General features: G+C 64.2%; 25 protein-coding genes, 1 tRNA gene and 1 pseudogene. 17 read left to right on the forward strand and 10 right to left on the reverse strand.

The genetic code is table 11. The annotated features are described in order from the left end of the window. Positions 1–492: 492 nt before the first annotated feature. Positions 493–681 (forward strand): annotated as a pseudogene (locus OMP44_RS24825) (HAMP domain-containing protein); the annotation flags it as partial. A 42-nt stretch (positions 682–723) separates the two neighbouring features. Continuing rightward, a complete protein-coding gene (locus OMP44_RS24830; protein WP_372240053.1) occupies positions 724–1,566 on the forward strand; it encodes a methyl-accepting chemotaxis protein in 843 nt (280 codons plus the stop codon). 9 nt (positions 1,567–1,575) lie between these two features. Here the strand turns inward: OMP44_RS24830 and OMP44_RS01730 are convergent, their stop codons facing one another. The 4 genes from OMP44_RS01730 to OMP44_RS01745 are packed head-to-tail and all read right to left on the reverse strand — an operon-like array spanning position 1,576 to position 5,050. Then, positions 1,576–2,310, reverse strand: coding sequence for a YciK family oxidoreductase (locus OMP44_RS01730; RefSeq protein WP_187979944.1), 735 nt, complete (start codon positions 2,308–2,310; stop codon positions 1,576–1,578). A gap of 8 nt (positions 2,311–2,318) precedes the next feature. Continuing rightward, positions 2,319–2,990: an N-acetylmuramic acid 6-phosphate phosphatase MupP gene (mupP, locus tag OMP44_RS01735; RefSeq protein ID WP_187979943.1), complete on the reverse strand. Its 672-nt coding sequence runs from the start codon at positions 2,988–2,990 to the stop codon at positions 2,319–2,321. A 3-nt stretch (positions 2,991–2,993) separates the two neighbouring features. Then, a complete protein-coding gene (ubiG, locus tag OMP44_RS01740) occupies positions 2,994–3,692 on the reverse strand; it encodes a bifunctional 2-polyprenyl-6-hydroxyphenol methylase/3-demethylubiquinol 3-O-methyltransferase UbiG (protein ID WP_007160470.1) in 699 nt (232 codons plus the stop codon). 32 nt (positions 3,693–3,724) lie between these two features. Further along, entirely contained in the window at positions 3,725–5,050 is a 1,326-nt protein-coding gene (locus tag OMP44_RS01745) for a TRZ/ATZ family hydrolase (protein ID WP_133862477.1), read from the reverse strand. A 118-nt stretch (positions 5,051–5,168) separates the two neighbouring features. On the opposite strand from OMP44_RS01745, the gene mtnA reads away from it, so the two are divergent. The 4 genes from mtnA to pheA all read left to right on the forward strand — a co-directional run bounded on the left by mtnA (position 5,169) and on the right by pheA (position 11,495). Continuing rightward, on the forward strand, positions 5,169–6,242 hold the full coding sequence (mtnA, locus tag OMP44_RS01750) for an S-methyl-5-thioribose-1-phosphate isomerase (protein ID WP_158891754.1): 1,074 nt from the start codon (positions 5,169–5,171) through the stop codon (positions 6,240–6,242). A gap of 233 nt (positions 6,243–6,475) precedes the next feature. Continuing rightward, complete coding sequence (gene gyrA, locus OMP44_RS01755; RefSeq protein WP_280306140.1) at positions 6,476–9,313, forward strand: DNA gyrase subunit A; 2,838 nt, start codon at positions 6,476–6,478, stop codon at positions 9,311–9,313. Further along, positions 9,313–10,398, forward strand: coding sequence for a 3-phosphoserine/phosphohydroxythreonine transaminase (gene serC, locus OMP44_RS01760; protein WP_280306142.1), 1,086 nt, complete (start codon positions 9,313–9,315; stop codon positions 10,396–10,398). Before gyrA ends, serC begins: the two co-directional genes overlap by 1 nt. Before the next feature lie 2 nt (positions 10,399–10,400). Next, on the forward strand, positions 10,401–11,495 hold the full coding sequence (pheA, locus tag OMP44_RS01765) for a prephenate dehydratase (protein ID WP_158892948.1): 1,095 nt from the start codon (positions 10,401–10,403) through the stop codon (positions 11,493–11,495). A 24-nt stretch (positions 11,496–11,519) separates the two neighbouring features. On the opposite strand, the gene OMP44_RS01770 is transcribed toward pheA, so the two are convergent. Then, positions 11,520–11,996: a DUF4124 domain-containing protein gene (locus OMP44_RS01770; protein ID WP_187979939.1), complete on the reverse strand. Its 477-nt coding sequence runs from the start codon at positions 11,994–11,996 to the stop codon at positions 11,520–11,522. Positions 11,997–12,285: 289 nt separating this feature from the next. Here OMP44_RS01770 and mgtE point away from each other — a divergent pair, with 289 nt between their 5' ends. Beyond that, positions 12,286–13,731 (forward strand): magnesium transporter, encoded by a 1,446-nt coding sequence (mgtE, locus tag OMP44_RS01775; protein WP_405046447.1) that lies wholly within the window; start codon positions 12,286–12,288, stop codon positions 13,729–13,731. 51 nt (positions 13,732–13,782) lie between these two features. Here the strand turns inward: mgtE and OMP44_RS01780 are convergent, their stop codons facing one another. Beyond that, positions 13,783–14,097, reverse strand: a complete 315-nt coding sequence (locus tag OMP44_RS01780; protein ID WP_007160462.1) for an Arc family DNA-binding protein — start codon at positions 14,095–14,097, stop codon at positions 13,783–13,785. A 258-nt stretch (positions 14,098–14,355) separates the two neighbouring features. Between OMP44_RS01780 and OMP44_RS01785 the strand changes: the two genes are divergently transcribed. From OMP44_RS01785 to OMP44_RS01825, 9 genes are all read left to right on the forward strand, one after another. Further along, positions 14,356–14,432: transfer RNA gene (locus OMP44_RS01785), tRNA-Arg, on the forward strand. A 245-nt stretch (positions 14,433–14,677) separates the two neighbouring features. Further along, entirely contained in the window at positions 14,678–15,700 is a 1,023-nt protein-coding gene (locus tag OMP44_RS01790) for a glycosyltransferase (protein WP_133862472.1), read from the forward strand. A gap of 47 nt (positions 15,701–15,747) precedes the next feature. Continuing rightward, positions 15,748–16,812, forward strand: a complete 1,065-nt coding sequence (locus tag OMP44_RS01795; protein ID WP_405046482.1) for an FAD-dependent oxidoreductase — start codon at positions 15,748–15,750, stop codon at positions 16,810–16,812. Then, positions 16,793–18,424 (forward strand): hypothetical protein, encoded by a 1,632-nt coding sequence (locus tag OMP44_RS01800; RefSeq protein ID WP_261793883.1) that lies wholly within the window; start codon positions 16,793–16,795, stop codon positions 18,422–18,424. The genes OMP44_RS01795 and OMP44_RS01800 overlap by 20 nt, the downstream gene beginning before the upstream one ends. A gap of 5 nt (positions 18,425–18,429) precedes the next feature. Next, the gene (locus tag OMP44_RS01805; protein ID WP_208692074.1) at positions 18,430–19,218 is read left to right on the forward strand and encodes an NAD-dependent epimerase/dehydratase family protein; all 789 of its coding nucleotides are present in this window, start codon (positions 18,430–18,432) and stop codon (positions 19,216–19,218) included. Beyond that, positions 19,218–20,051 carry a sugar phosphate isomerase/epimerase family protein gene (locus OMP44_RS01810; protein ID WP_208692073.1) on the forward strand — a complete coding sequence of 278 codons (834 nt, stop codon included), beginning with the start codon at positions 19,218–19,220 and terminating at the stop codon, positions 20,049–20,051. Before OMP44_RS01805 ends, OMP44_RS01810 begins: the two co-directional genes overlap by 1 nt. Beyond that, complete coding sequence (locus OMP44_RS01815) at positions 20,048–20,404, forward strand: SMR family transporter (protein ID WP_027598043.1); 357 nt, start codon at positions 20,048–20,050, stop codon at positions 20,402–20,404. The genes OMP44_RS01810 and OMP44_RS01815 overlap by 4 nt, the downstream gene beginning before the upstream one ends. Before the next feature lie 13 nt (positions 20,405–20,417). Continuing rightward, positions 20,418–21,266, forward strand: a complete 849-nt coding sequence (locus OMP44_RS01820; protein WP_208692072.1) for a glycosyltransferase family 2 protein — start codon at positions 20,418–20,420, stop codon at positions 21,264–21,266. 44 nt (positions 21,267–21,310) lie between these two features. After that, complete coding sequence (locus OMP44_RS01825) at positions 21,311–22,666, forward strand: MFS transporter (protein WP_208692071.1); 1,356 nt, start codon at positions 21,311–21,313, stop codon at positions 22,664–22,666. A 42-nt stretch (positions 22,667–22,708) separates the two neighbouring features. Here OMP44_RS01825 and OMP44_RS01830 read toward each other — a convergent pair whose 3' ends face one another. The 4 genes from OMP44_RS01830 to flgA form a co-directional block, all read right to left on the reverse strand. Beyond that, positions 22,709–23,443: a flagellar brake protein gene (locus tag OMP44_RS01830; protein ID WP_280306154.1), complete on the reverse strand. Its 735-nt coding sequence runs from the start codon at positions 23,441–23,443 to the stop codon at positions 22,709–22,711. 88 nt (positions 23,444–23,531) lie between these two features. Next, positions 23,532–24,002, reverse strand: coding sequence for a flagella synthesis protein FlgN (locus OMP44_RS01835; RefSeq protein WP_208692069.1), 471 nt, complete (start codon positions 24,000–24,002; stop codon positions 23,532–23,534). Between the two features lie 54 nt (positions 24,003–24,056). Next, positions 24,057–24,368 carry a flagellar biosynthesis anti-sigma factor FlgM gene (gene flgM, locus OMP44_RS01840; protein WP_273807693.1) on the reverse strand — a complete coding sequence of 104 codons (312 nt, stop codon included), beginning with the start codon at positions 24,366–24,368 and terminating at the stop codon, positions 24,057–24,059. A gap of 164 nt (positions 24,369–24,532) precedes the next feature. Next, positions 24,533–25,261 carry a flagellar basal body P-ring formation chaperone FlgA gene (gene flgA / locus OMP44_RS01845; RefSeq protein ID WP_208695021.1) on the reverse strand — a complete coding sequence of 243 codons (729 nt, stop codon included), beginning with the start codon at positions 25,259–25,261 and terminating at the stop codon, positions 24,533–24,535. Positions 25,262–25,360: 99 nt separating this feature from the next. Between flgA and OMP44_RS01850 the strand changes: the two genes are divergently transcribed. Continuing rightward, the gene (locus OMP44_RS01850; protein WP_044340938.1) at positions 25,361–26,293 is read left to right on the forward strand and encodes a chemotaxis protein CheV; all 933 of its coding nucleotides are present in this window, start codon (positions 25,361–25,363) and stop codon (positions 26,291–26,293) included. Positions 26,294–26,324: the final 31 nt, after the last annotated feature.

The raw sequence follows: 26,324 nt of genomic DNA on the forward strand, positions 1-26,324 counted from the left end.
ACCTCACGCCGTCTGGCCATGGAGGGGGCGGCCTTCCTCGTGGAAGGCGCGGCCAACAGCCTGGACATCCTCCAGTCCGGCCTGCTGGATGACGGCGCCTATGCCCTCAAGGACTCCGGCGGCAAGCAGGGCGCCGAACTCCTGACCCTGTCGCAGCAGGTCGGCGAACTCTATCGCCTGATGCTCAAGAGCCTCGACGAAGCCCAGGCGCGGGCCAGCAAGAGCACGGTGGACGACCAGCCGCTGCCTTCGGCCAGCGCCGCCCTCGAATTGCTGGCCAAGGTGGAGCCGCAACTGAGCGATCCGACCTATTCCTCGGTCATCCAGGACGTCTCCACCAATATCAAGGAATTCATCCGCCGCCTGGGCGACTATGCCGCCGCCCTGGCTCAGGAGCAGGCCGCCGGCGCACGCATGACCAGCCTGGCCGAGACCGCCGTGCAGCGGGTCGATGCCCTCTATGGCCAACAGGAAGTCGAACTGCAGGCGATGATGACCAAGCGCCTGCTGACCATCGGTGGCGTGGCCCTGCTGGCGTTGATCGTCGGCGCCCTGGCCGCGCTGATCATCACCCTGGCCATCGTTCGGCCGCTGCGCAAGGTGATCGCCGCTGCCGAACGCATCGCTCAGGGCCAGCTGGATGTCGAATTGACGGTTGATCGGGGCGACGAGATCGGCCAGTTGCAGAGATCCAGCGCCAGCATGGTGGCGGCGCTGCGCGGCATGGTCTTGCAGTTGCAGAGCGGTATCGGCCGACTCGGCCAGTCCGCGGCCGCCCTGGCCGAGCAGGCGCGCGAGGCGCAGCTGGGCGTGACCCGCCAGCGGGAGGAAACCGATCAGGTGGCCGCGGCCATGGCCGAACTGGCCGCCACGGCCCAGGGGGTCGCCGCGGACGCCGAGGCCGCTGCCGGTGCCGGCGATCAGGCCGAACGCCAGGTCAGCGATGGCCAGGCGGTGATCGGCCGCAGCCTGGCCGGTATCGAGACCCTGGGGGTGGACGTTCGCGCCGCTGCCGAGCGGCTCCAGGGCGTGTCCCACGACAGCCAGGCGATCAGCAGCGTGCTCGACGTGATCAAGGCGGTGGCCGAGCAGACCAATCTGCTGGCGCTCAACGCGGCCATCGAGGCGGCGCGCGCCGGGGAACAGGGTCGCGGCTTCGCCGTGGTCGCCGACGAGGTCCGCGCCCTGGCGCGCCGTACCCAGCAGTCGAGCGTCGAGATCGAACAACTCATCGTGGTGCTGCAGAAGGGCAGTGGCGAGGCGGTCGCGCGGATGCAGCAGAGCGAGACCCTGCTGGCCGGGACCCTGGGCAGTGCCGGTGACACGCGGCGCGCCTTTGCCGGTATCGCCACGGCGGTGGCCAGCATCCAGCAGAAGAATCAGCAGATCGCCGCGGCGGCGGTCCAGCAGCGTGGGGTGGCCGAAGAGGTCGCGGTCAATGTGACGCGCATTCGCGACGGCGCCGATCAATCCAGTCAGGCGATGGCGGCGACGGCCTCGGCCAGCCGCGAGCTGGCCGAGCTGGGTGACGAACTCTCGCGCCTGGTGCAGCGCTTCCACGTCTGACCGGCGCTGTTACTGAGCGTTGAGCGCCTGGCCGGTAGTGCCCTGGCTGGCCGGGCCAAGCAGATAGAGATAGACCGGCAGGATGGCGTCCGCCGCAGGCACCCGGGCCGGGTCCTCCTCGGGATAGGCCGCCGCGCGCATGGCGGTACGGGTACCGCCCGGGTTGACGCTGTTGACCCGGATACCGGCTTCTCCAAGCTCCTCGGCCCAGACCTGCATCAGGCCCTCGGTGGCGAATTTGGACACCGAATAGGCGCCCCAGCCAGCCCGGCCCTTGCGACCGACACTGCTGGAGGTGAAGATCACCGAGGCCTCACCGGCCGCCTTGAGCAGGGGCAGCAGGGTCTGGGTCAGGGCGAAGCCGGCCTGGACATTGACCTGCAGCACCTGCGCCAGGGCCGTGGCGGGCGTCTGCTCCAGCAGTACCCGCGGCCCCAGCAGGCCGGCGTTGTGCACCAGTCCATTCAGACGACCATGACGTCGCTGCAAGCGCTCAGCGACGGCAGCATAGGCCGCCGCATCGGCCTGTTCGAGATCCAGCACCAGGGGCTCGGCCCGGCCGCCGCCGGCCTGGATCTCCTGGCACACCTGATCCAGCGCCGCGGCATCGCGGCCCTGGAGAATGAGGGTCGCGCCCAGGGCGGCGCAGCCCTTGGCCAGGGCGGCGCCGATGCCGCGACTGGCGCCGGTGACGAGGATGATACGGTCTTTGAGCAGCTCGGCCGGAGCCTGGTAGTCGAACATCTGAACCCCTAGCAGCCGCACAGTGCGCGATCGAGCAGCGCACGCAATTCCAGCGGATGGTCGATGATGGCGTCGGCACCCCAGTGCTCGGGGTGGTCGTCCGGATGGATGTAGCCGTAGCGCGCCGCCACCGTCTTGCTGCCGGCGGCGCGGCCCGACTCGATGTCGCGCAGGTCGTCGCCGATGAACAGGGCGGTCTGGGGATCGACATCCAGTTGCCGGCAGGCCAGCACCACCATCTCCGGGTCCGGCTTGCTGTGCGTGACGTGGTCCGGGCAGACCAGGCAGGCCGAGCGCTCGGCCAGGCCCAGGCGCTGCATGATGGGCTCGGCGAAGCGCACCGGCTTGTTGGTCACCACGCCCCAGCGCAGCCGGGCGGCGTCGAGATCGCGCAGGATCTCCTGCATGCCGTCGAACAGCCGGGTATGGACCGCGCACTGCGTCTGGTAGCGCTCGAGGAATTCCAGGCGCAGCGGTTCGAGTTCGGCGCCCAGCGGATCGACCTCGAAGCCGGCCAGGATCATCGCCTTGGCACCGCCGGAAATGACGCCACGCAGGCGGGCCTCGTCGGCCGCTGCCAGGCCCTGGTCCTGGCGCATGGCCTGGATGATGGCGATGAAATCCGGCGCCGTGTCCAGCAGGGTGCCGTCCATGTCGAAAAGGACCGCTTGCAGACGCATGGCCTAGTCCTCGCGCTGGGTGCGCACCATGTAGTTCACCGTCACGTCGCCTTCCAGCTTGTATCTCTTGGTCAGCGGGTTGTAGGTGAGGCCGATGACGTCACGCAGATTGAGGCCGGCCGCACGCGCCCAGGCCCCCAACTCCGAGGGGCGGATGAACTTGCGAAAATCGTGGGTACCGCGCGGCAGCAGGCGCAGCACGTATTCGGCGCCGACGATGGCGAACAGATAGGCCTTGGGATTGCGGTTGATGGTGGAAAAGAACACCTGACCGCCCGGCTTGACCAGGTCGTGGCAGGCCTTGATCACCGACGAGGGATCCGGCACGTGTTCGAGCATCTCCAGACAGGTCACCACGTCGTAGGTGCCGGCGTGCTTGCGCGCGTGGTCCTCGGTGGTCTCCTGGATGTATTCCACCGGCACGCCGGATTCCAGCTGGTGCAGCCGGGCCACCGCCAGGGGCGCCTCGGCCATGTCGATGCCGGTCACCTGGGCACCACGTTGGGCCATGGCTTCGCTGAGGATGCCGCCACCGCAGCCGACGTCCAGCACCTTCTTGCCGGCTAGGCCGGCGTGCTGGTCTATCCAGTTGACGCGCAGCGGGTTGATGTCGTGCAGCGGCTTGAATTCGCTCTCGCGGTCCCACCAGCGGTAGGCGAGGGCCTCGAACTTGGCGATCTCGGCGTTATCGACATTGGACATGGTGTTCTCCAGAGGCAAGGGAGCGGGGCGCGTCAGGCGCCCTGCTGGATACGGGTGGCCCACTGCTGCGCATTGGCTATGAGTTCGGCCTCGTCCAGGCGCACGAGTTCGCTCTGGCGCAGCAGCGGCACGCCGCCGACCCAGACGTCGCTGACGCGATCGCGGCCGGTGGCGTAGATGAGTTGCGAGACGGGATCATAGAGCGGCTGCTGGGCGAGGCCGCTGAGGTCGACGGCGGTCAGGTCGGCCGCCTTGCCGATCTCCAGCGAGCCCAGGCAGCGCTCCAGGCCCAGGGCGCGGGCGCCGTTCAGGGTGGCCATGCGCAACGCGCGATGGGCATCCAGGGCGGTAGCCGAGCCGGCGACGGCCTTGGCCAGCAGGGCCGCGGTACGGGTCTCGCCGAGCAGATCGAGGTCGTTGTTGCTGGCCGCGCCGTCGGTGCCGATGGCGACATTGACGCCGGCCTGCCAGAGGCGCTCCACCGGGCAGAAGCCGCTGGCCAGCTTGAGGTTGGACTCGGGACTGTGGATGACGTGGCTGTTGGTTTCGACCAGGTTTTCCAGGTCCTCGTCGTCCACCTGGGTCATATGCACGGCCTGGAAACGCGGGCCGAGCAGACCCAGACGGCGCAGCCGGCTGAGCGGCCGTTCGCCGGTCTGCTCCAGCGCCTGCTCCACCTCGAAGGCCGTCTCGTGGACGTGCATCTGGATCGGTGCCTGCAACTGCTCGGCCAGCACCAGGATCTCTTCGAGCTTGGCGTCGGCCACGGTGTAGGGCGCATGGGGGCCGAAGGCCACGCTGATGCGCTCGTGCAGCTTCATGTCGTCGAACAGTTCCAGGCCGCGGCGGATCATGTCGTCGGCGGTACGGGCGCCGGGAATCGGGAAATCGAGGATTGGCAGGCAGACCTGGGCGCGTACGCCGGTGCGATGGATCGCCTCGCAAGCCACCTGGGGATAGAAGTACATGTCCGAGAAGCAGGTGATGCCGCCACGGATCTGCTCGGCGATGGCCAGGGTGGTGCCGTCACGGACGAAATCCTCGTCGACCCAGCGGCCTTCGGCGGGCCAGATGTGATCCTGCAGCCAGGTCTGCAGCGGCAGGTCGTCCGCCATGCCGCGAAACAGCGTCATGGCGGCGTGGCCGTGGGCATTGATCAGTCCGGGGATCAGCACCTTGCCCGGCAGCTCCAGGGTCTCCTTGGCCGGATGGCGCAAGGCCTCGCTGCGCGGGGCGAGCAGGGCGATGCAGCCGTCGCGCACACCCAGCGCGTAATCGCGCAGGACCACCCCGGCCGGCTCCACCGGCACGATCCAGCTGGGGAGCAACAAGAGGTCCAGGGGCGCGGGGGTGGGCATCTGCGGCGGTTCCAAGAGGGGCGAGCCGGCAGTATAGCGGTCCTTGCGGCGCTACCGCTAAATCCGCACGCCGATGCCGGTATACTGGCGGGCTACAGATTCAGGTCGAGGAAAGATCATGCGAGAGCGTCTGCTGGCGGCGGAAAAGATCAAGGCGATCGAGTGGCGGGACGGTGCCCTGCACCTGCTCGACCAGCGCCTGTTGCCGCTGCGCGAACACTGGGTCGCCTGTCACGGCGCCGCCGAGGTGGCCCAGGCCATCCGCGACATGCTGGTGCGAGGCGCGCCGGCCATCGGCATCAGCGCCGCCTATGGCGTGGTGCTGGGTGCCCGCCAGCGCGCCGCGGCGGGCGAGGACTGGCAAGCGACCGTCAACGCCGACTTCGAACTGCTGGCGGCCTCGCGGCCCACCGCGGTCAACCTGTTCTGGGCGCTCAACCGGATGCGCGAGCGCTTGGCGCGCACCGCGGGGGAGGGTGCCCTGGCGGCGCTGGAAGCCGAGGCGATAGCCATCCACCTGAGCGATCGCGAAGCCAACCTGACCATGGCCCAGCTGGGTGTCGAGCTGATCCGCAAGCACGACGCCAGCAAGCAGACCTTCCTGACCCACTGCAATACCGGCGCCCTGGCCACCGGCGGCTTCGGCACTGCCCTGGGCGTGTTGCGCGCGGCGCACCTGGATGGTCTGGTGGAATGCGTCCACGCCGACGAGACCCGTCCCTGGCTGCAGGGCTCGCGCCTGACCGCCTGGGAACTGGCCGGGGAGGGCATCCCGGTCAGCCTCAACGCCGATGCCGCCGCGGCGCACCTGATGAAGACGCGCAACGTCGCCTGGGTGATCGTCGGCGCCGATCGCATCACCGCCAATGGCGACGTGGCCAACAAGATCGGCACCTACAACCTGGCGGTCATTGCCATGCACCACGGGGTGCGCTTCATGGTGGTGGCGCCCAGTTCCACCATCGACATGAAGCTCGCGTCCGGTGACGACATCCCCATCGAGGAACGCGCCGGTCACGAGTTGCTGGAAGTGGGCGGGCAGCGCATCGCCGCCGGCGTGGAGGCCTTCAATCCGGTGTTCGACGTCACCCCGGCCGATCTCATCGACGCCATCGTCACCGAGCGCGGTGTGGTGGAGCGTCCGGACGCCAAGAAGATGGCCGAGCTGATGAATCGTCGACGCCTGCATTGAGGTGATCGCCAGGGGCGGATACATCCCTGAATGTGTTAGAATTTCGCTCTTTGCACAGGCTTTGTCCGAAAGCCCTCGGCAGGCGGTGATGCAGTACCGAAAACCGGTTGGAGCGCCCCTTGCGCCGCCGGTGGCAGGCACCGCCAGACGGGCTTTCGCCTCTCCTATATCAGGCTCGGCCGACGTGCGGACGAGCCCTAGCGCTTTTCAGATCAGAAGGAACCAGGCTTCTCATGGGTGAACTGGCCAAAGAAATCCTCCCGGTCAATATCGAAGACGAATTGCGGCAGTCGTATCTCGACTACGCGATGAGCGTCATCGTCGGCCGGGCCCTGCCGGATGTGCGCGACGGCCTCAAGCCGGTGCACCGGCGCGTGCTCTACGCCATGAGCGAGCTGGGCAACGACTGGAACAAGCCGTACAAGAAATCCGCCCGTGTGGTGGGTGACGTCATCGGTAAGTACCACCCCCACGGCGACACCGCCGTCTACGACACCATCGTGCGGATGGCCCAGCCCTTCTCGCTGCGCTACATGCTGGTGGACGGCCAGGGCAACTTCGGTTCGGTGGACGGCGACAACGCCGCGGCCATGCGTTACACCGAAGTGCGGATGTCCAAGCTCGCCCACGAACTGCTGGCCGACCTGGACAAGGAAACCGTCGACTGGGTGCCCAACTACGACGGCACCGAGCAGATCCCGGCGGTGATGCCCACGCGCATCCCCAACCTGCTGGTCAATGGTTCCAGCGGCATCGCGGTCGGCATGGCCACCAACATCCCGCCGCACAACCTCGGCGAAGTGATCGATGGCTGCCTGGCGCTGATCGAGAACAGCGAGCTGACCGTCGACGACCTGATGCAGTACATCCCCGGTCCGGACTTCCCGACCGCGGGCATCATCAACGGTCGTGCCGGCATCATCGAGGCCTATCGCACCGGTCGTGGGCGCATCTATGTGCGGGCCCGCGCCGAGGTCGAGGACATCGATAAGAGCGCCAATCGCCAGCAGATCGTCATCACCGAGCTGCCCTACCAGCTCAACAAGGCACGGCTGATCGAGAAGATCGCCGAGCTGGTGAAAGAGAAGAAGATCGAAGGCATCACCGAGCTGCGCGACGAGTCCGACAAGGACGGCATGCGCGTGGTCATCGAGCTGCGTCGCGGCGAAACCCCCGAGGTGGTGCTCAACAACCTCTACGCTCAGACCCAGCTGCAGACGGTGTTCGGCATCAACGTGGTGGCCCTGCTCGACGGCCAGCCGCGGACCCTGAACCTCAAGGAACTGCTGGAAGCCTTCATCCGTCACCGCCGTGAAGTGGTGACCCGGCGGACCGTCTACGAACTGCGCAAGGCGCGCGAGCGTGGCCACATCCTCGAAGGCCAGGCGGTCGCCCTGTCCAACATCGATCCGGTCATCGAGTTGATCAAGAGCTCGCCGACCCCGGCCGAAGCCAAGGAGCGCCTGATTGCCACGCCCTGGGAATCCAGCGCGGTACGCGAGATGGTCGAGCGCGCCGGCGCCGATTCCTGCCGTCCGGACGAACTGCCGGAGCAGTATGGTCTGCACGAAGGCAGGTACCACCTCTCGCCGGAACAGGCCCAGGCGATCCTCGACCTGCGCCTGCACCGCCTGACCGGCCTGGAGCACGAGAAGCTCATCGCCGAGTACCAGGAAATCCTGCTGCAGATCGGCGAGCTGATCCGCATCCTGACCAACCCCGAGCGGCTGATGGAAGTCATCCGCGAGGAGCTGGAAAAGGTCAAGGCCGAGTTCGGCGACAAGCGTCGCACCGAGATCATCGCCTCCCAGGTGGACCTGACCATCGCCGACCTCATCACCGAGGAAGACCGCGTCGTCACCATCTCCCATGGCGGCTACGCCAAGTCCCAGCCGCTGCACGCCTACCAGGCCCAGCGCCGGGGCGGTCGCGGCCGTTCGGCCTCGGCGGTCAAGGAAGAGGACTACATCGAGCACCTGCTGGTCGCCAACAGCCATACCACCCTGCTGCTGTTCTCCAGTCTGGGCAAGGTGTACTGGAAGCGTACCTACGAGATACCCGAAGCCTCCCGCGCCGCCCGTGGCCGGCCGCTGGTCAACCTGCTGCCGCTGGCCGAAGGCGAGCGCATCACCGCCATGCTGCCGGTCGATCTGGAAGCCGTGCGCCAGCAGGCGCCGATCGGTGAAGAAGACCTGGGCGAGCAGGACGACAACCTGGACATCGAAGACGCCGTGCTGGTGGAAGACGATGTCGAGAGCGAAGGTGAAGGCGAAGAGGGCGAGCTCCTCGATGCCGGCCAGGACGAGCCCACCGGCGCCTACATCTTCATGGCCACCCGCAACGGCACCGTGAAGAAGACCCCGCTGGTGCAGTTCAGCCGTCCGCGCAGCAATGGCCTGATCGCGCTGAAGCTGGAGGAGGGCGACAGCCTGATCGCCGCCGCCATCACCGACGGTGCCCGCGAAGTCATGCTGTTCTCCGACGGTGGCAAGGTCATCCGCTTCAAGGAGCGCCATGTGCGCACCATGGGCCGTACCGCCCGCGGCGTGCGCGGCATGCGCCTGGCCGAAAGCCAGCGCCTGATTTCCATGCTGATCCCCGAGCCGGGCGCCGAGATCCTCACCGCCAGCCTCAACGGCTTCGGCAAGCGCACCGCCATGGCCGAATACCCGCAGCGCGGCCGCGGTGGCCAGGGCGTGATCGCCATGGTCATCAACGAGCGCAACGGTCCCCTGATCGGCGCCATCCAGGTGCTGGACGGCGAAGAGATCATGCTGATCTCCGACCAGGGCACCCTGGTACGGACCCCGGTGGAAGGCATTTCCCGGACCAGCCGGAATACCCAGGGCGTTACCCTGATCAAGCTCGGCAAGGGCGAGAAGCTGGTGGGGCTGGAGCGGGTGCAGGAGCCTTCGGTGGACGAAGAGCTGCTGGATCACGAAGCCGAACTGGACGACGAGGTGCTCGACAAGGAGTTGCCGGTCGACAGCCACGAGCCGGACCAGGACGATGTGCTGCCCGGTGCCAGCGATGTACCGAGCGATGACCTTCCCGACGAGGATGACGAGTGATGAGCAAGCGTGCCTACAACTTCTGCGCCGGCCCGGCGGCCCTGCCTGAAGCTGTGCTGCGCCAGGCCCAGGCCGATCTGCTGGATTGGCAGGGCCGTGGCCTGTCGGTAATGGAGATGAGCCATCGCGGTGAAGATTTCACCGCCATCTCTAGCCAGGCCGAGGCCGATCTGCGCGAGTTGCTGGGTGTCCCCGGCAACTACAAGGTGCTGTTCCTGCAGGGCGGCGCCAGTCTGCAATTCGCCCAGCTGGCGATGAACCTGATGCCCGAGGGCGGCAAGGCCGACTACATCGACACGGGCATCTGGTCGCGCAAGGCCATCGAGCAGGCGCAGCACTATGGCACCGTCAATGTCGCCGCCAGCGCCAAGGGCTACGACTACTTCGCCATCCCGGGGCAGCACGAGTGGCAGCTGTCCAAGGATGCCGCCTACGTTCACTACACCCCCAACGAAACCATCGGCGGCCTGGAGTTCGACTGGATTCCGGACGTGGGCGATGTGCCCCTGGTGGCGGATGCTTCTTCCGACATCCTCTCGCGTCCGCTGGACGTCTCGCGCTTCGGGCTGATCTACGCCGGTGCGCAGAAGAACATCGGGCCCAGCGGCCTGGTGGTGGTGATCGTCCGCGAAGACCTGCTGGGTCGCGCCCGCGCCGCCTGCCCGACGCTGCTGGACTACAAGGTCGAGGCCGACAACGGCTCCATGTACAACACGCCGGCGACCTTCTCCTGGTACCTCTCGGGGCTGGTGTTCAAGTGGCTGAAGGAGCAGGGCGGTCTGCCCGCCATGGAGCGCCTGAATCGCCAGAAGAAAGAGCTGCTGTACGGCTTCATCGATGCCAGCGACTTCTACAGCAACCCCATCGCCCAGGACGACCGCTCCTGGATGAACGTACCCTTCCGCCTGGCGGACGAGCGCCTCGACAAGGCGTTCCTCCAGGGCGCCGAAGCGCGCGGCCTCCTGTATCTGCAGGGGCATCGTTCGGTGGGCGGCATGCGCGCCTCCATCTACAATGCCGTCACCCTGGAAGCCGTCCAGGTGCTGGTGAATTATCTGGCCGAATTCGAGAAGGAGCACGGCTGATCATGTCGGAACACGAGCTCAAGGCGCTGCGCCTGCGTATCGACAGTCTGGACGAGCGCATCCAGGACTTGATCAGCGAACGCGCTCGCTGCGCCCAGGACGTGGCGCGGGTCAAGATGGGAACGCTGGCGGAAGGCGAAAAGCCCGTGTTCTACCGGCCCGAGCGCGAAGCCCAGGTCCTCAAGCGGGTGATGGAGCGCAACGGCGGTCCGGTCCGTGACGAAGACATGGCGCGACTGTTCCGCGAGATCATGTCCTGCTGCCTGGCCCTGGAAGAGCCGCTGCACGTGGCCTATCTCGGCCCGGAAGGTACCTTTTCCCAGGCCGCGGCGCTCAAGCACTTCGGCAAGGCCGTGGTGACCCGGCCCATGGCGGCCATCGACGAAGTCTTTCGCGAGGTCGCCGCCGGTGCCTCCCAGTTCGGCGTGGTGCCGGTGGAGAATTCCACCGAGGGTGCGGTCAACCACACCCTGGACAGCTTTCTCGAGCACAACCTGTCGATCTGCGGCGAGGTGGAACTGCGTATCCACCATCATCTGCTGATCGGCGAAAACACCAAGGCCGACAGCATCACCCGCATCTATTCCCACGCCCAGTCGCTGGCTCAATGCCGCAAGTGGCTGGACTCCTATTACCCGAGCGTCGAGCGGGTGGCGGTGGCCAGCAACGCCGAAGCGGCGCGGCGGGTGAAAGGGGAATGGAACAGCGCGGCCATCGCCGGCGACATGGCGGCCTCGCTCTACGGCCTGACTCCGGTTCAGCAGAAGATCGAGGATCGCCCGGACAACTCCACGCGCTTCCTCATCATCGGCAACCAGGACGTGCCGCCCAGTGGCGACGACAAGACTTCCATCATCGTTTCCATGCAGAACAAGCCGGGCGCCTTGCACGAGCTGCTGCTGCCGTTCCACACCAACAACATCGACCTCAGCCGGATCGAGACGCGGCCTTCGCGCAGCGGCAAGTGGACCTATGTCTTCTTCATCGACTTCCTTGGCCACCAGGCTGATCCGCTGATCCGCGATGTCCTGGAGCGTCTGTCCACCGGCGCCGTGGCGCTCAAGGTCCTCGGTTCCTATCCCCGCGCCGTACTTTGACGGAGCAGGCGTTGGTTGCGGGCGTCAGCGGCGACGCACGCAGCCGTGTTCGTCGAAGGTCACCAGCCGCGTGCGGTCCTTGCGCTGGCGCGCCTCGTAGTGATAACGGGTCAGGGCATCCAGCTGGGAAATCCGCTGCGGTGGCCCCAGGGCGCTCTCCACGTCCGCCCGGCTCATGCCGACCTTGACCTGTCCGCGGATGATCGCCTGGCGCCTTGCGCTGGCGCTGAGCAGATCGCCACAGCCGTCCGTCTTGGCTGCCACCACCGTGGGTGTGCGCGCGACTTCCTTGCGGGGAGCGGCCTTGGGTTTCGCCATCAGCGTGGGTTTGGCGCCGCCCGGACGGGGATTGTCCGCGCGCTGCAGACGGCTGTCGCTGTCCGAGGCGCAACCGCTGGCGGAAAAGGTGAGGTGGCCGCTGGCATCTTCGCAGCGATACACCGTGGCCGCCTGGGCGCTGGTGCAACCCAGCAGCAGGCCGAGCACGAGCAGCTTCTTCATGGGACGTCCTCCTTGACGTAGGGGCTCAAGCTTAGCGAAGGCGGGGAGGTTCGGCGAGGGTCGGAAGCGTGCCCTCGGGGCCTTGCGGAAGCCTTGCAAATAGCTGTTTTGAAACCCTTTTGCCTTCGCACCCGCCAGCGGTCCGGTGTATCATCCCCGCCGTCAGCCCCGCCGGGGCAGTGGTTATCCCCCCCTTATGGACTTACCCAGTCAATACTCAATCGCCTTTTTCGTCCCGTTGTTGAGTTAGGGTTCGTCGGTGCGCTCCGCCGGCGGGCCGGAGTGCGCTATGACCGTAGTGAACGAAGCAGAAATCAGAAAGCCCCACGAGACGCTGCAGGAGCGGCTCGCCCAGGTCGTGGAGTTGTTGGAGCGCTACGACCTCGCTGTCGAGGCGCGTGAAGACCACGATCGCGCCCCCGTATCCCCCGCCGATATTCCCGAAGAAGGCCTCGAAGAGCTGCGTGCCCGCCTGGACGAGCTGCACCCGGCTGACGTCGCCTTCATCCTCGAAGCCTTGCCACGGGAAGACCGCCTGACCGTCTGGGGTCTGGTCAAGACCGAGCGCGATGGCGAGATCCTGCTCGAAGTCTCGGACGCGGTCCGCGAGACCCTGATCGCCGACATGGACGACCAGGAAATTCTCGCGGTAGCCGGCCAGCTCGACGCCGACGAACTCGCCGACCTGGCGCCGGATCTGCCGCGCGATGTCGTTCACGAGCTCATGGACGCCCTCGACGCCCAGCAGCGCGAGCGGGTGCGCTCCGCGCTGTCCTACGAAGAGGATCAGGTCGGCGCGCTGATGGACTTCGAGATGGTGACCATCCGTGATGACGTGGCCCTGGAAGTGGTATTGCGCTACCTGCGGCGGCTGAAAGAGCTGCCCGACCATACCGACAAGCTGTTCGTGGTCGATAACGACAGCATCCTCAAGGGTGTGCTGCCGATCAAGCGCCTGCTGGTCAACGATCCGGAAAAGCTGGTGGTCGAGGTCATGGCCAAGGAGGCGGTGGCCTTCCATCCCGACGGCGATGCCTATGACGCGGCCCAGGCGTTCGAGCGCTATGACCTGGTTTCGGCACCGGTGGTGGACAAGAACGGCAAGCTGATCGGTCGTCTCACCATCGATGAGATGGTCGACCTGATCCGTGAGGAAAGCGAAAGCGAAGTCCTCAACATGGCCGGTCTGCGCGAAGACGAAGACGTCTTCGCCTCGGTGTGGAAATCGGTGGGCAACCGCTGGACCTGGCTGGCCACCAACCTCATCACGGCCTTCATCGCTTCGCGGGTCATCGGTCTGTTCGAGGGTTCGATCGAGAAGCTGGTGGCTCTGGCCGCACTCATGCCCATCGTGGCCGGTATCGGCGGCAACTCGGGCAACCAGGCCATCACCATGATCGTCCGCGCCATGGCGCTGGGGCAGATCAGTGTCACCAGCACCGCACGGCTGCTGCGCAAGGAAATGGGCGTCGCCCTGTGCAATGGCGTTATCTGGGGTGGGGTGATAGGGCTGGTGGCCTTCTATCTCTATAGCAGCTGGTCATTGGGCCTGGTGATGATGGGCGCCATGACCCTCAATCTGCTGCTGGCTGCATTCATGGGGGTGTTGATTCCCATGACCCTGCAGCGCTTCGGCCGTGATCCGGCCATGGGGTCGAGCGTGCTGATCACCGCGGTGACCGACAGCGGCGGCTTCTTCATCTTCTTGGGACTCGCCACCCTCTTCCTGATGTAGGACAGGGTAGGGGGCAAAGGGCTACCCAGGGGCAGGGCAGCCCGGACGCCGTCAGGATGCGGCGTCGATGTCGTGGGCGATCAGCGAGATCAGGGCGTTCTGCTGCCGACCCGACAGCTGGCGAAAGCGCTGCAGCAACTCCCGCTCGCTGGCGGTGATCTCCGGACTGTCCAGGCGAAGCCCGGGTTCGTCGCCAAGGGCGCCCTCTTGCTGCAAGCTCTGCTCGAGACGCGCGATGATTTCGGAGTTCATGCTGCGATGATGGTTGCGGGCCACATCCGCGATGCGCTCTCGCATGCCCTCGGGCAGACGCACGACGAATTTGTCAGCGGTACGGCTTGAGTAGGATCTAATGGCCTGGGTCATTGAGGTACTTCATCTGGAGTCAAAAATCAGTGAAGGCGTTAGCCCTCGTCTCGTTCCGCTAGCACTCACGGCACCTTGGACTCTGTAACCACCTGTCCCTAGGTATCTGTTTTTATTGACGTCAATTTACCGACGTACGCAACAAATTGCAAAGCTGCCGAAGAACTTCCTGCCGTTGTCCGTCCTCGCGCACTGCGGCGCTGCCGAACCGGAACATGACAAACCTTCCACTGCTCGTTACCATGAGCGCCCTTTCCTGTCCCAGTAGCTCAATTGGATAGAGCATCCCCCTCCTAAGGGGAAGGTTGGTGGTTCGACCCCACTCTGGGACACCAGATTCCTTTCCAGTACCTCTCCTCGCGATCCGACGCCTTCGGGTGCCCTTGCCGAACCGTTACAGCAGTTTGGAGGATAGGGCAAAAACGGCGACCTTGTCCGACTTCCAGGCTCTTCCAGTAGCGATTTGTGGCTGTGATCACAGCATAGAGCAGCAGACGAAAACCTGCCGAATTTATCTGTACTCTCCGTTGGCTAACCGTCTGCATTGCTTGTATCTGGAGCGCCTCTGGAGGTTCGCGTCATGGCCTTTTATCCCGTCCTACTTTCAGTCGTGTTCGTCGTTCGTAATCAGGCTGCCGAGTTGCAGAGCGTCCTCGAACGCGCGGCAACTGTTATCGGTCCCTTGGTAAGTGACTACGAACTTATCATTGTCGATAACGCCTCCGCTGATGACAGCGTAGCGCGACTCAAACAACTCACCAGTATCACCGGCCTGCCCAATCTGCAGGTATATGCCCTGACCAAGGAAGTGGATTCCGATACCGCTGCCTGGGTGGGTCTGGAAAATGCGCTTGGTGACTTCGCGGTCGTCATAGATCCGGAAACCGATGACATCGCCTTCTTGCCTGACATGTTGCAACAGGCGGCCGGCGGCATCGACGTGGTGTTCGCCAACAATCAGCAGAAAGTTCGCCAGACCCTGTCCTACAGTCTTTGCTCCAGAGGTTTCAACAGCCTCTACCGGCAATTCAACGGGGTCGATCTGGCCAAGGATGCGCCCCAGTACCGGATGCTCAGCAAGAAGGTCATCAATTATATCCTGCGCCATCCCGCGCCGGCCTTGACCTATCGGCACCTGCCGGCGACGGCGGGCTTCTCCCGTACCAATCTCGAATACAGCATGCCGCCGCGCAGTAGCAAGCCCAAGCGGCTGTCCGGCAGCTTTGATCGCGGTGCCCGCCTGCTGGTGTCCTCCACCCGCAAGCCGATGCGCATGGTCAGCTTCCTGTCCATCGTGGGTGCCCTGTCCAATCTGCTCTATTCCATCTACGTCATTGCCATCGGCCTGTTCAAGGATGACGTCGCACCGGGTTGGGTGACGATTTCATTACAGCAGTCCGGCATGTTCTTTCTCATTTCGCTGGTCCTGCTCGTCCTTGGCGAATATGTCCTGCAGTTGACCCACAGAGTCAACGAAGGGCCGCTCTATCATGTCGCCCAGGAGTTCACGAGCGCCGTCATGACGCGCCGTGACAAGCTCAATGTCGAAGTAGTGCAGGGCGGTAATGCCGCAGGACCGGCTACTCAATTTGGCATGGCCTGACGATCATGAAAGATGCGATCGTCATCGGTGGTGGATTTTACGGGGCCATGACGGCCCTGTATCTCATGCGCGTGAGGGGCTTTGCGAAAGTCACCCTGATCGAGCGGGAAGACGGGCTGTTGAAGCGTGCCTCTTACAACAATCAGGCACGTGTTCATAACGGTTATCACTATCCGCGCAGTTTCGTCACGGCCTTTCGCAGCCGGGTCAACTTGCCGCGCTTCTTGCGCGACTATCCCGATGTGGTAGTGCGGGATTTCACCAAGTTGTATGCCATTGCCCGCAACAACTCCAAGGTAACGGCCAAGCAGTTCGAACGTTTCTGTCAGGGGATCGAGGCTTCCCTGCAGCCGGCATCCGAAGAATTAAGTCGATTGTTCGACGATCGATTGATCGAGGCGGTGTATCTGACGGAGGAATATGCCTTCAACTCCGCCGTACTTGCCGCCGAAGTGAGTCGCGAGCTCGATGCCGTCGGCGTCGAGGTGCGCCTCAAGAGTCGCGTGATGGCGATCCGCGGTGAAGCGGGGGGACTGGGTGCCGAGGTCGTGGATGAAGCCGGACGACAGGAGGAGCTGCACTGCCGCTACCTCTTCAACTGTACCTACAGCGGGCTCAACCAGTACGGCGGCGATTTTCCCGGCACCGCTACCCGGTTGCGCCATGAGATCACCGAGATGGCCCTGGTGGAGATGCCTCCGGAGCTGCGCAACCTCGGCGTGACGGTCATGGACGGTCCGTTCTTTTCCATGATGCCGTTCCCAGCGCGCGGTCTGCACACCCTGTCCCATGTGCGTTACACCCCGCACCTGAACTGGGAAGACGCCAATGGCACCGATCCCTATGCCCTGCTCGACGACTACGACCGTGCTTCGCGAGCGGACTGGATGGTGCGCGACGTGGCCCGCTACATGTCGGCTGCGGCACGGGTGGAGTACCGGGATTCGCTGTTCGAGGTGAAGACCATCCTGATGAAGAACGAAGGTGACGACGGCCGTCCCATCCTCTTCGAACAACATTCCCAGCTGCCCGGCTGCTATTCGATGCTGGGCGGCAAGATCGACAACATTTTCGATGCCCTGGAGCGCCTCGATGCCGAACCCTTCCACTGAAGCGACACCCAGGGGGGTGTCCGGCGTCGCCGGCTTCATCAGCGTTCTGATCTTTTCCATCATCAATTTCTTTCTGTTCGGCAAGGGCGTCATCCTCGACCCCTTCCACCAGGGGGAATATTTCGCCACGCTGCCGACGCTGCTGCACAGTCAGCCAGGCGCCCATGCCTTCACCATCCATGGCGGGCTGGATTTCATCCCGGTGTGGCTGGCGGAGACCTGGTTCGGTGCCCAGCACACCTTCCTGGTGACCCAGATCCTCTATGGACTGTGCAACACCGGCGCGGCCCTATTGCTGTGGGGAACGGCCGTTTTGCTGTGCCCCGTGCCCAAGGGCCGCGCTCGCCTGATCCTGCTGGTCGCCGTGGGCGCCGTGGCGACCCAGGTGGTGGGCTATCGCGATCTCTTTCTGCTGCTGTCGCTGTTCCTCTTCTGTCTGCATCGCAAGGTGGAGACCACGCCGCGGCGATTGGTCTGCGAGGTGCTGCTCGGCCTGGCGGCCGGCTTCAATCTGTTCTGGTCCTATGACCGCGGGATCGCCGGGGTGCTGGCCATCGGCTCGGCGGTACTGCTCACGCTGCTTCTGCATCGGCGCCATTTCCTGTCGCTGCTGACCTTCGTGGCAACGGTTGGCTGGCTTGGCTTTGGTACCGATTTCTTCGCCCTGACCGATTACGTCAAGAACCTGACCTTCCTTCTGGAAACCTCGTCCCAGTGGGGCTATGGCCTGAATGCCCGGCCGCTGGCGCTGAGCCTGCTGCTGGCAGTGCCTACGGCGCTGGCCGGTTTCGCCCTGATCCGCTGTCTGCCCTGGCCGTGGCGCTGGAGCGAGGATCTGCCGCTGATTGGTGCCCTGGCAGTGCTGCTCGCGATCTTCTTCAAGATCGGGGTCAATCGCGCGGACTTCCAGCATATCCAGATGGGCTTCTGGGTACCCCTGCTGAGCCTGCTCTATGCCGCCCGCCGGCAGCGGCTGGCCCGCAACGGCGGCTGGGACATCTCGGCGCATCCGCGCGCGGCGGCCGCGGCCATTGCCGCTGCCGTACTGATGGGGCTGGTCGGACTTAATCCCTCGCCGTTCTTTGCGGTGCTGCTGGCGGGTGCGCTGCTGGCCTTCAGCCGGCGTCTGCTGGTACCGGCCCTGGCGGCGCTGCTGGTGCTGCTCGCCGCCTTCAATCTCTACAAGTCGCCGGTCGAGCGCGTGTGGGCCCAGGGGCTCGCCTGGGTGCCGGCGCTGACCGCCTTGCCGGATGACGCCGCCTTGGCCACGCCCGGGGTGCAATGGGCCTCGCGGCGCCTGCTGGAAAGCGGCGCCCACTGTGTGTTCGATCTGGCCAACAACGGGGTCATCAACGGCGTGACCGATCTGCCGGCCTGTACCAAGTACATCTATCCGGTCTATGCCACGCCACCCTACGAGGCCGATCTGCTCAGCGATCTGCAGCAGGCCGATCCGCCGGCGGTGGTGTATTCGACGACCTTCTGGTCATTCAAGCTGAACAACATTTCCATGCACGACAAGTTTCCACGACTCAAGGCCTACCTGGACGAGCGTTATCCCGTCGAGGAGTGCCAACCGGACTATTGCCTGAGATTCAAGACCAAGGGGTGAGCTACATGAAGACCGACGCATTGATAGGGTACAGCGGCTTCGTGGGGTCGACGCTGCTCAAGCAGAAGGCCTTCGGCGCGCTGTTTCGCTCCACCAATATCGACCAGATCGGCGATCAGCCCTATGGCCAGGTCATCTGCGCCGGAGCGCCGGCGCAGAAGTGGATCGCCAATCGCGATCCTGCGGCCGATCGCGAGAAGATCGATGGCCTGATCAGTCATCTGTCGCGGATCCAGTGCGATTCCTTCGTGCTGATCAGCACCGTGGATGTCTTCAAGCAGCCGCTTGGCGTTGATGAGACCACCGCGGTGGACGCAGAGGGATTGCACGCCTATGGCGCCAATCGCTATCGACTGGAGCAATTCGTCCGAGAGCATTTCGCCAACGCCCTGATCGTCCGCCTGCCGGGCCTGGTCGGGCCCGGGCTGCGCAAGAACGTGATCTACGACCTGCTCAACGACAACAACCTGCACGCGGTGGAAAGTCGCGGCGTCTTCCAGTTCTATCCGATGGTCAATCTCGGCTATGACATCCAGACCGCCCAGGCTGCCGGGCTGGACTTGGTGCACCTGACCGCCGAGCCCATCAGCGTGGCTGACATCGCCAGCCAGGGTTTCGGACGCGACTTCGGCAATACCCTGGAGGGTACGCCAGCGCGCTACGATTTCCGCAGCGTGCATGCCGAGGTCTTCGGCGGGCGTGACGGCTACCAGTACAGCGCGCGCGACACCCTGCTCGCGGTCCGCGCCTATGCGCAGTCGGAACCCCCGGTCATCAAGGCGGAGGGTCAGTGATGCGCATCGCCATCTCCAATATCGCCTGGGATCCGACCGATGACGCCATGGTCGCCGAGATCCTGCAGCAATACCGGGTGGATGCCATCGACATCGCCCCCGGCAAGTATTTCGCCGATCCCAAGACGGCCACCGCCCAGGAAATCCAGGTCGTGCGTCAGCAGTGGCAGGCCCGCGGCATCGAGATCACCGGCATGCAGGCGTTACTGTTCGGCACCAGCGGTCTCAACGTTTTCGGCGCCGACGACGTGCAGCGCGCGCTGCTGGCGCAGCTGGAGGGCGTCTGCCGGGTCGCCGAGGGGCTGGGCGCGACGCGCCTGGTGTTCGGCTCGCCGCGCAATCGCGATCGCTCGGGGCTGAGTGACGACCAGGCCCTGGCGCAGGCACGGGACTTCTTCCGCCGCCTGGGTGATGTAGCCGCGGCGCACCGGGTGCAGATCTGCCTGGAGCCGAATCCGCTTCGCTATGGCGCCAACTTCATGATCGACAGCGATTCCACCGCCGCCGTGGTACGGGCCGTGGAGCATCCGGCGATCCTCATGCAACTCGATACCGGCGCCCTGACCATCAACGAGGAAGATGCCGCCCGCGTCCTCGAAGAGCATGCCGAACTGATCGGCCACGTCCATGCCAGCGAACCGGATCTGGTGACCCTGGGGGAGGGCGGTACCAATCACGAGGGCATCGCCTTCGCCCTGACCCGGCGGCTGCCGGAGCAGGTAGTCAGCATCGAGATGCTGCCGGCCAAGCAGGGCTCCAACCTGGCCGCGCTGGAGCGTGGCGTTCAGGTCGCGGTCAAGGCCTATCGCGACCTGCCGGAGGCCGCCGCATGAAGTGGCTGATCCTGATCCTGGGCATTGCCTCCAACGCCTCGGCGAGCGTGCTGGTGAAGCTGGCCATGCTGCCGCCGCGACGCTTTCCCAGTCTGAGCGATCCCATGGCCGCGCTGGCCAACTGGCCATTCTGGCTGGGACTGTTCATGTATGGCCTGGCCTTTCTGCTGTATGCCGCCGCCCTTGCCAAGCTGCCGCTGAACGTGGCGCATCCGGTGCTGACGGCCGGGGCCATCGCCAGCGTCGCCTTGTTGTCGGTGGTGATCTTTCGCGAAGCCTTTCCCTGGACCACGGCGGCAGGCATCGTCCTGATCATCGCCGGCGTCGCCCTCATCACGGCCCGTGTCGGTTGAACCTGGAGGACCTATGACTACTGCAATTCCCGCCACCGAGCGCGCCCTCTGGCAGGTGCCCAGCTATTCGACGACCTTCTGGAACGGTCGCAGCCGTCCGCATTGCGTGGTGATCCCGGTCATCAACGAAGGCGAGCGGATTCTCAACCTTTTGCGGCGCATGGCGGCGGTCAGGATCGCCGACATCGCCGATGTCATCATCGTCGACGGTGGCAGTACCGACGGCTCGCTGGAGCCGCAGCGGCTGCAGGAGCTGGGCGTGCGTGGGCTGCTGGTCAAGACCGCACCGGGCAAGCTCAGCTCCCAGCTGCGCTGCGCCTATGCCTTCGTGCTCGACGAGGGCTACACCGGCATCGTGACCATCGACGGCAATGACAAGGACGATCCGGACGCCATCCCGCGCTTCATCGACGCCATCGAGCAGGGCTACGACTTCGTCCAGGCCTCGCGCTTCCTGGCCGGCGGCGTGGCGGAAAACACCCCCAAGTCCCGTGACTTCGCCATTCGCTTCATCCATGCGCCCATGCTGAGCCTGGCCTCGGGTTTCCATTGGACCGACACCACCCAGGGTTTCCGCGCCTACAGCCGGGCCATGCTGCTGGATCCGCGCGTGGCACCGTTCCGCGACGAGTTCACTACCTACGAGTTGCTGGCCTATCTTTCCTATCGGGTACCGAAATTGGGCTATCGCTGCGTGGAACTCCCCACCGTGCGGCGCTATCCGAAGGGCGAGGTACCCACCAAGATCAGCAGCGTCAGAGGTAATCTGTCGGTGCTGCAGGTACTGATGAAGGCCTGTGCAGGCCAATACAACCCACGCCTGGGCGAGGACGCCCAGCTGCCGGCGCAACGACGAAGCTGATTCCGTCGCGCTTGCCGGGTGTGCAAGAGACGATGGAGTAGGCAATGGTGCGTGTGCTGTCGGCGTTTCGCGGGCTCTATTTCGCGACGCTGTTGATGTTGATCGGGACCGGTCTGCTGAGTACCTATCTCGGTCTGCGACTGGCCGCCGATCAGGTGCAGGGACTCTGGGTCGGCGCCCTGACCGCTGCCTATTACGCGGGCCTGGTGATAGGCGGCAAGTTGGGGCATCGACTGATCGCCAAGGTCGGCCATATCCGTGCCTATGTGACCTGCGCCGGCGTAGTCGGCGCAGCGGTGCTGGGGATCGGCCTGCTGCCCTGGCTGCCGATGTGGTTGGCACTCAGGGTGCTGATCGGCATGGGCATGATGTGCCAGTACATGGTGCTGGAGAGCTGGCTCAACGAGCAGGCCGGCCCAGGCGAGCGCGGCAAGGTCTTTTCCGGCTACATGACCGCTTCCTACCTCGGCCTGGCGCTGGGGCAGGTGGTGCTGGTGCTCTCGCCGGATCTCGGCGTCGACAAGCTGATGCTGGTCGCCATCTGTTACGCCCTGTGCCTGGTGCCGGTGGCGGTCACCGGCAAGATCCACCCGGCACCGCTCAAGCCGGCGCCGCTGGAACCCACATTTTTTATCCAGCGGATTCCGCAGTCGTTGACCACGACCCTGGTCGCCGGACTGGTAATCGGCTCCTTCTACGGCCTGGCGCCCCTCTATGCCAGCGCCCAGGGCCTGCCCACCGAGCGCATCGGCCTGTTCATGGCCTGCTGCATCTTCGCCGGCCTGATCGCCCAGTGGCCAATCGGCTGGCTGTCGGATCGGCATGATCGCAGCTGGCTGATCCGGGTGGTTGCCATCGCCCTGACGCTGGCTGCCCTGCCACTGGCCGTGCTGCCCCATGTGCCGCCGGTGGTGCTGCTGCCGCTCGGCCTCATTGCCAGCCTGTTGCAATTCGTGCTCTATCCCCTGGCGGTGGCGCTGTCCAATGACCATATCGAAGGAGAGCGGCGGGTATCCCTGAGCGCCATGCTACTGGTGACCTTTGGCATCGGTGCCTGTATCGGTCCGCTGGTGGTGGGTGCGCTGATGAATCTGGTCGGACCCAACATGCTCTATGCCTTTGTCGTGCTCTGCGGTGCCATCCTGATCTGGCGTATCCGCCCGGATGCGGTCACCGGCAAGCACCTGGTCGACGAGGCGCCGCTGAGCCACGTACAGATGCCCGAAGGGTCGACCAGTTCGCCGCTGGCAGCGGCCCTGGATCCACGGGTCGATAGCCAGGTGGTGCATGACCAGATGCACACTGAGCCGGTCGTAGAGGAGGAGCCTGTCGAGGAGGGAGCACCGCTGCAGGAAGAGATCGAGTTCCTGCAGAACCCGCCTGAATCCAGGGCGCCCTGAGCGGTGGAGGAGGGCGTCCAGCAGTCGTGGACGCCCGGTCGGTCACTCGAACCGGCGGTTTTCCCGCTGCAACTGGTAGATGAAGCGCTCGATCTGGCGCTGGGCTGCGCCGGTCAGGCTGTTGAAGCAGACGCCGACGTCGCTGTATTCCATACGCTCCGGACAGGCCACGTGGCGAATGGTCACCGGGGTGTTGATCGTTCCGATGGGCAACTCCGCGCTGAAGCTCTGTACCTGCTGCCCCGGTTGCAGCAGATGAGTGACGTTGCCAGGGAAACGCAGCTTGCAGCCCGTGGCCGACAGGTCGATCAACTGGCCTCGCAGCTGGATCGGGCTGTTGCCCTGGCTCAGCTCCGCCGTCGCCGGCTGGGTCAGCAGCAACTTGACCCGATAGGCATTGCGCCGCTGGTGATAGGTGAGTTCGGTGGGCAGGCCGATCCAGTAGCAGCGATTGCCATCCAGCTCGCTGAACTCGACCGGATGATTGATCTGCCAGGTGACCTTGATGCCTTCGTGAAAACTGTCCACCCGGAACGACTGGCCCTGTTCGAGCAGGCGTTCGGCTTCGCGCGGAATGAATTCGTCCAGTGCGATCCGCCCCTTGGCCTCGTCAATCTCGACGACAAAGCTCTGGAATTGCTGCCCCTGGCGACTGAAGGTGATCCGCAACGGAATATGCTGCTGTTGCGCCGGCCGCAGGCAGGCCAGGATCTCGCCCTTGGAGCGGTAGACCTGGGGTGGCTGAGCGGCATTGTCGCTAGCGGAAGAGCCTTGCACCTGGAAACTCCTGTAGACAGCGGTCAGCAAGAATACTGGCTAAACGCCATCTGTACAGCGAAAAAAGCTGGCATGAGAATGTCCGTGATCAAGCCGAGCTCAGCGGACGCTGATAGCCGCTGCGGGTTTGGCTGCCGCGACTGTTGTAGAGCGCGGGCGCCGAACTGCTGCCTTGCAGGAGGTTGAGCACCCGCGAAGTGCCTATCTGGCTGGCCTGGATGATCTGGCCATTACGGACATTGCGCTGCTTGCAGGCCTCGATCAACTCGCTCAGGCGCGCGGAAGCCGCCAGTAGCGCCTGACCTTCGTCCTGGCCGGCGGCGTACTGCTGCAAGCCGGCGAGATCATTGCTCAAGCTGGCCGAGCGAAGCAGAGCAGAGCGATGCTGGGCATGCTGATCGAGTTGTTTGAGCAGGATCTGCTTGCCACCGAGCAGACTTTCCAGCGCGACGAGGTCGCGTTGTGCGAGGGCTTGGAACTCCTCTTCGAGGAGCGCCAGCAACTGGTCGGCAAGCTCGACATCGTTAAGGGTAATGGCGAGGAGCGGCGTGACGGGCATGGCTCGGAATCTCTTGGTTAATGTTTCTCACCAGGTCCGCCCGACGTCATAGCCTCAGGACTCGAAGGCGAGCAGCTTATCGGCGACCTTTTGGTTATCGACTTTGTAGGAGCCATCGGCGATAGCCTGCTTAAGGCGACTGACCTTGTCGCTGTCGACCACCGGCAGATCCTTCAACCCGGCAGTCAAGGAATTCAGCTGCTGAGCCGCGGGACTCAGGTTCACCGATTCGCCTAACTTCTGGCTGGTGGCTGTGGAGGTGACATCCTTGCTTTCCAGGCTGACACCGTCTTTCGGGGCCGAGGCGCTACGGGTGCTGATGCCTGACGTCGATGTTGAGTTCAGGCGATTGATGTCTATAGCCATTCGTGAAATTCCTCGGGATGTATCGCTCACATGTCCGGTTTATCGGCCCGCTGGGCGGAAACTTTAGCCGTAGACCTGTGCAGCGGTTCACATCTTTGGACAGGGTCTCTTCTAGTCGTTCGAAGCGCTTGGATGACTAGAAGTTACTCCTTTATCACGTCGAGCTAAAGAGCAACCTCGACTTGCCCCTGATCGACCACGCGCCCACGTATCACCCGGTTGGAGCTTAAATTACGGATGCGGATCTCCTCGTCCTTGGCACCGTCGGCGAGGGCCTCGCCCTGCATGCGAATGCTGAAAGACGAGGTGCGGGCATTGATTACCACCTGTTCGCCTTTGTGAACGAGTTCGGCCTGTTCGAGATAGGCCGGTGCCAGGGGCTGATCGGTCATCACCTGGCGCTTGAGCTTAGCACCAAGCACCGTCTCTAGGCTGGTCAGGTAGCCCTGGCCAAGGTTACCAACGTCACGCTCCACGAGCGCCACGTTGCTGTTGTCCAGTAGGGCTCCGCGCATCAGGGGCTGGAGGGCGACAACTATCGGTCGGTATAGCTTGACCTGGGCGGGCACGAATACGGTCCACGGACTGGAGCCCTCGCAGCGAACCTTGATGTTGATACGACCGACGGGAGTCGGTTCGCCCTGCTGGGTAAGCGTCAGAGGTTTGTCGCACTCTGCCAAACGCAAGCGTGGGTCGATCGTCTTAACCTGGGTTTCATGGCGAGCGTTGAGGCTGGTATCCAGTAAATATTCCTGTACCCGTTCCTCAAGAAAACTTTCGACAGCGCCGATAAGTTCGTCAGGTGAAGTGTAGGCGTCTTCCGCAAAGGCTCTGCTTTGCAGACAGCAGAGTAGGGTCAGGAGGCCAAGGGTCAGTCTTCGAGCTAGAGTCATGGTCGGAAACACGTCGCTGCGATCTTTGTGATAAACCCATAAGCAAGCCCCGTGCCGCGTTGTGATAACCCGCTCGTGGGCATTTAAAGGAGTCATCTAATGGCTGGTGTATTGGACGCAGTCAACCAACGTACCCAACTGGTGGGCCAGAACCGTCTGGAACTGCTCCTGTTCCGCCTGGACGGCTCGCAGCTCTACGGCATCAACGTTTTCAAGGTGAAGGAGGTGCTGCAGTGCCCCAAACTCACCGTGATGCCCAAATCGAGTCCGGTGGTACGGGGCGTGGCCAGCATTCGTGGCGGCACCTTTCCCATCATCGACCTGGCCATGGCCACCGGTCGTCGTGGGCTGGAAGACATCAACAACTGCTTCGTGATCATCACTGAGTACAATACCAAGGTGCAGGGCTTCCTGGTGCGCTCGGTGGAGCGAATCGTCAACATGAACTGGGAAGGCATTAACCCGCCGCCCAAGGGCACCGGTCGTGATCACTACCTGACCGCCGTCACTCGGGTCGACAACCAGCTCGTCGAGATCATCGACGTGGAAAAGATCCTCTCCGAAGTCGCACCGTCGGTCGAGACCGTGTCAGCTGGTGTCATCAGCGAAGTGGTACAGGCCAAGGCCGTCACCAAGCGCGTCCTGATCGTCGACGACTCGTCGGTGGCCCGCAAGCAGGTGAGCCGCTGCCTGGAAACCGTCGGGGTTGAGGTCATCTCCCTCAACGACGGTCGCCAGGCCTTGAATTTCCTTCAGGCGATGGTGGCTGAAGGTAAGCGTCCGGAAGAAGAATTGCTGATGATCATTTCCGACATCGAGATGCCGGAAATGGATGGCTACACTCTGACGGCAGAAATCCGTCATGATTCGCGGATGCAGAAAGTGCATATACTGCTGCATACCTCCTTGTCCGGCGTCTTCAACCAGGCGATGGTCAAGAAGGTCGGTGCGGACGACTTCCTGGCCAAGTTCCGTCCCGATGATCTTGCCTCCCGGGTAGCCGAGCGCATCAATGCGGTCGATAGTCACTAGGTGAAGGCGTCTCTATCCCGGTATCCAGAAG

The sequence above is a fragment of the Pseudomonas flavocrustae genome (genome assembly GCF_029872515.1).
GTDB classification, from domain to species: domain Bacteria; phylum Pseudomonadota; class Gammaproteobacteria; order Pseudomonadales; family Pseudomonadaceae; genus Chryseomonas; species Chryseomonas aestiva.

What these genes read in the sequence shown, in the direction of transcription:
- OMP44_RS24830 (WP_372240053.1), top strand. Translation starts at nt 724, where the DNA reads ATGGTCTTGCAGTTGCAGAGCGGTATCGGCCGACTCGGCCAGTCCGCG.
- OMP44_RS01730 (WP_187979944.1), bottom strand. Translation starts at nt 2,310, where the DNA reads ATGTTCGACTACCAGGCTCCGGCCGAGCTGCTCAAAGACCGTATCATC.
- mupP (WP_187979943.1), bottom strand. Translation starts at nt 2,990, where the DNA reads ATGCGTCTGCAAGCGGTCCTTTTCGACATGGACGGCACCCTGCTGGAC.
- ubiG (WP_007160470.1), bottom strand. Translation starts at nt 3,692, where the DNA reads ATGTCCAATGTCGATAACGCCGAGATCGCCAAGTTCGAGGCCCTCGCC.
- OMP44_RS01745 (WP_133862477.1), bottom strand. Translation starts at nt 5,050, where the DNA reads ATGCCCACCCCCGCGCCCCTGGACCTCTTGTTGCTCCCCAGCTGGATC.
- mtnA (WP_158891754.1), top strand. Translation starts at nt 5,169, where the DNA reads ATGCGAGAGCGTCTGCTGGCGGCGGAAAAGATCAAGGCGATCGAGTGG.
- gyrA (WP_280306140.1), top strand. Translation starts at nt 6,476, where the DNA reads ATGGGTGAACTGGCCAAAGAAATCCTCCCGGTCAATATCGAAGACGAA.
- serC (WP_280306142.1), top strand. Translation starts at nt 9,313, where the DNA reads ATGAGCAAGCGTGCCTACAACTTCTGCGCCGGCCCGGCGGCCCTGCCT.
- pheA (WP_158892948.1), top strand. Translation starts at nt 10,401, where the DNA reads ATGTCGGAACACGAGCTCAAGGCGCTGCGCCTGCGTATCGACAGTCTG.
- OMP44_RS01770 (WP_187979939.1), bottom strand. Translation starts at nt 11,996, where the DNA reads ATGAAGAAGCTGCTCGTGCTCGGCCTGCTGCTGGGTTGCACCAGCGCC.
- mgtE (WP_405046447.1), top strand. Translation starts at nt 12,286, where the DNA reads ATGACCGTAGTGAACGAAGCAGAAATCAGAAAGCCCCACGAGACGCTG.
- OMP44_RS01780 (WP_007160462.1), bottom strand. Translation starts at nt 14,097, where the DNA reads ATGACCCAGGCCATTAGATCCTACTCAAGCCGTACCGCTGACAAATTC.
- OMP44_RS01790 (WP_133862472.1), top strand. Translation starts at nt 14,678, where the DNA reads ATGGCCTTTTATCCCGTCCTACTTTCAGTCGTGTTCGTCGTTCGTAAT.
- OMP44_RS01795 (WP_405046482.1), top strand. Translation starts at nt 15,748, where the DNA reads ATGACGGCCCTGTATCTCATGCGCGTGAGGGGCTTTGCGAAAGTCACC.
- OMP44_RS01800 (WP_261793883.1), top strand. Translation starts at nt 16,793, where the DNA reads ATGCCGAACCCTTCCACTGAAGCGACACCCAGGGGGGTGTCCGGCGTC.
- OMP44_RS01805 (WP_208692074.1), top strand. Translation starts at nt 18,430, where the DNA reads ATGAAGACCGACGCATTGATAGGGTACAGCGGCTTCGTGGGGTCGACG.
- OMP44_RS01810 (WP_208692073.1), top strand. Translation starts at nt 19,218, where the DNA reads ATGCGCATCGCCATCTCCAATATCGCCTGGGATCCGACCGATGACGCC.
- OMP44_RS01815 (WP_027598043.1), top strand. Translation starts at nt 20,048, where the DNA reads ATGAAGTGGCTGATCCTGATCCTGGGCATTGCCTCCAACGCCTCGGCG.
- OMP44_RS01820 (WP_208692072.1), top strand. Translation starts at nt 20,418, where the DNA reads ATGACTACTGCAATTCCCGCCACCGAGCGCGCCCTCTGGCAGGTGCCC.
- OMP44_RS01825 (WP_208692071.1), top strand. Translation starts at nt 21,311, where the DNA reads ATGGTGCGTGTGCTGTCGGCGTTTCGCGGGCTCTATTTCGCGACGCTG.
- OMP44_RS01835 (WP_208692069.1), bottom strand. Translation starts at nt 24,002, where the DNA reads ATGCCCGTCACGCCGCTCCTCGCCATTACCCTTAACGATGTCGAGCTT.
- flgM (WP_273807693.1), bottom strand. Translation starts at nt 24,368, where the DNA reads ATGGCTATAGACATCAATCGCCTGAACTCAACATCGACGTCAGGCATC.
- flgA (WP_208695021.1), bottom strand. Translation starts at nt 25,261, where the DNA reads ATGACTCTAGCTCGAAGACTGACCCTTGGCCTCCTGACCCTACTCTGC.
- OMP44_RS01850 (WP_044340938.1), top strand. Translation starts at nt 25,361, where the DNA reads ATGGCTGGTGTATTGGACGCAGTCAACCAACGTACCCAACTGGTGGGC.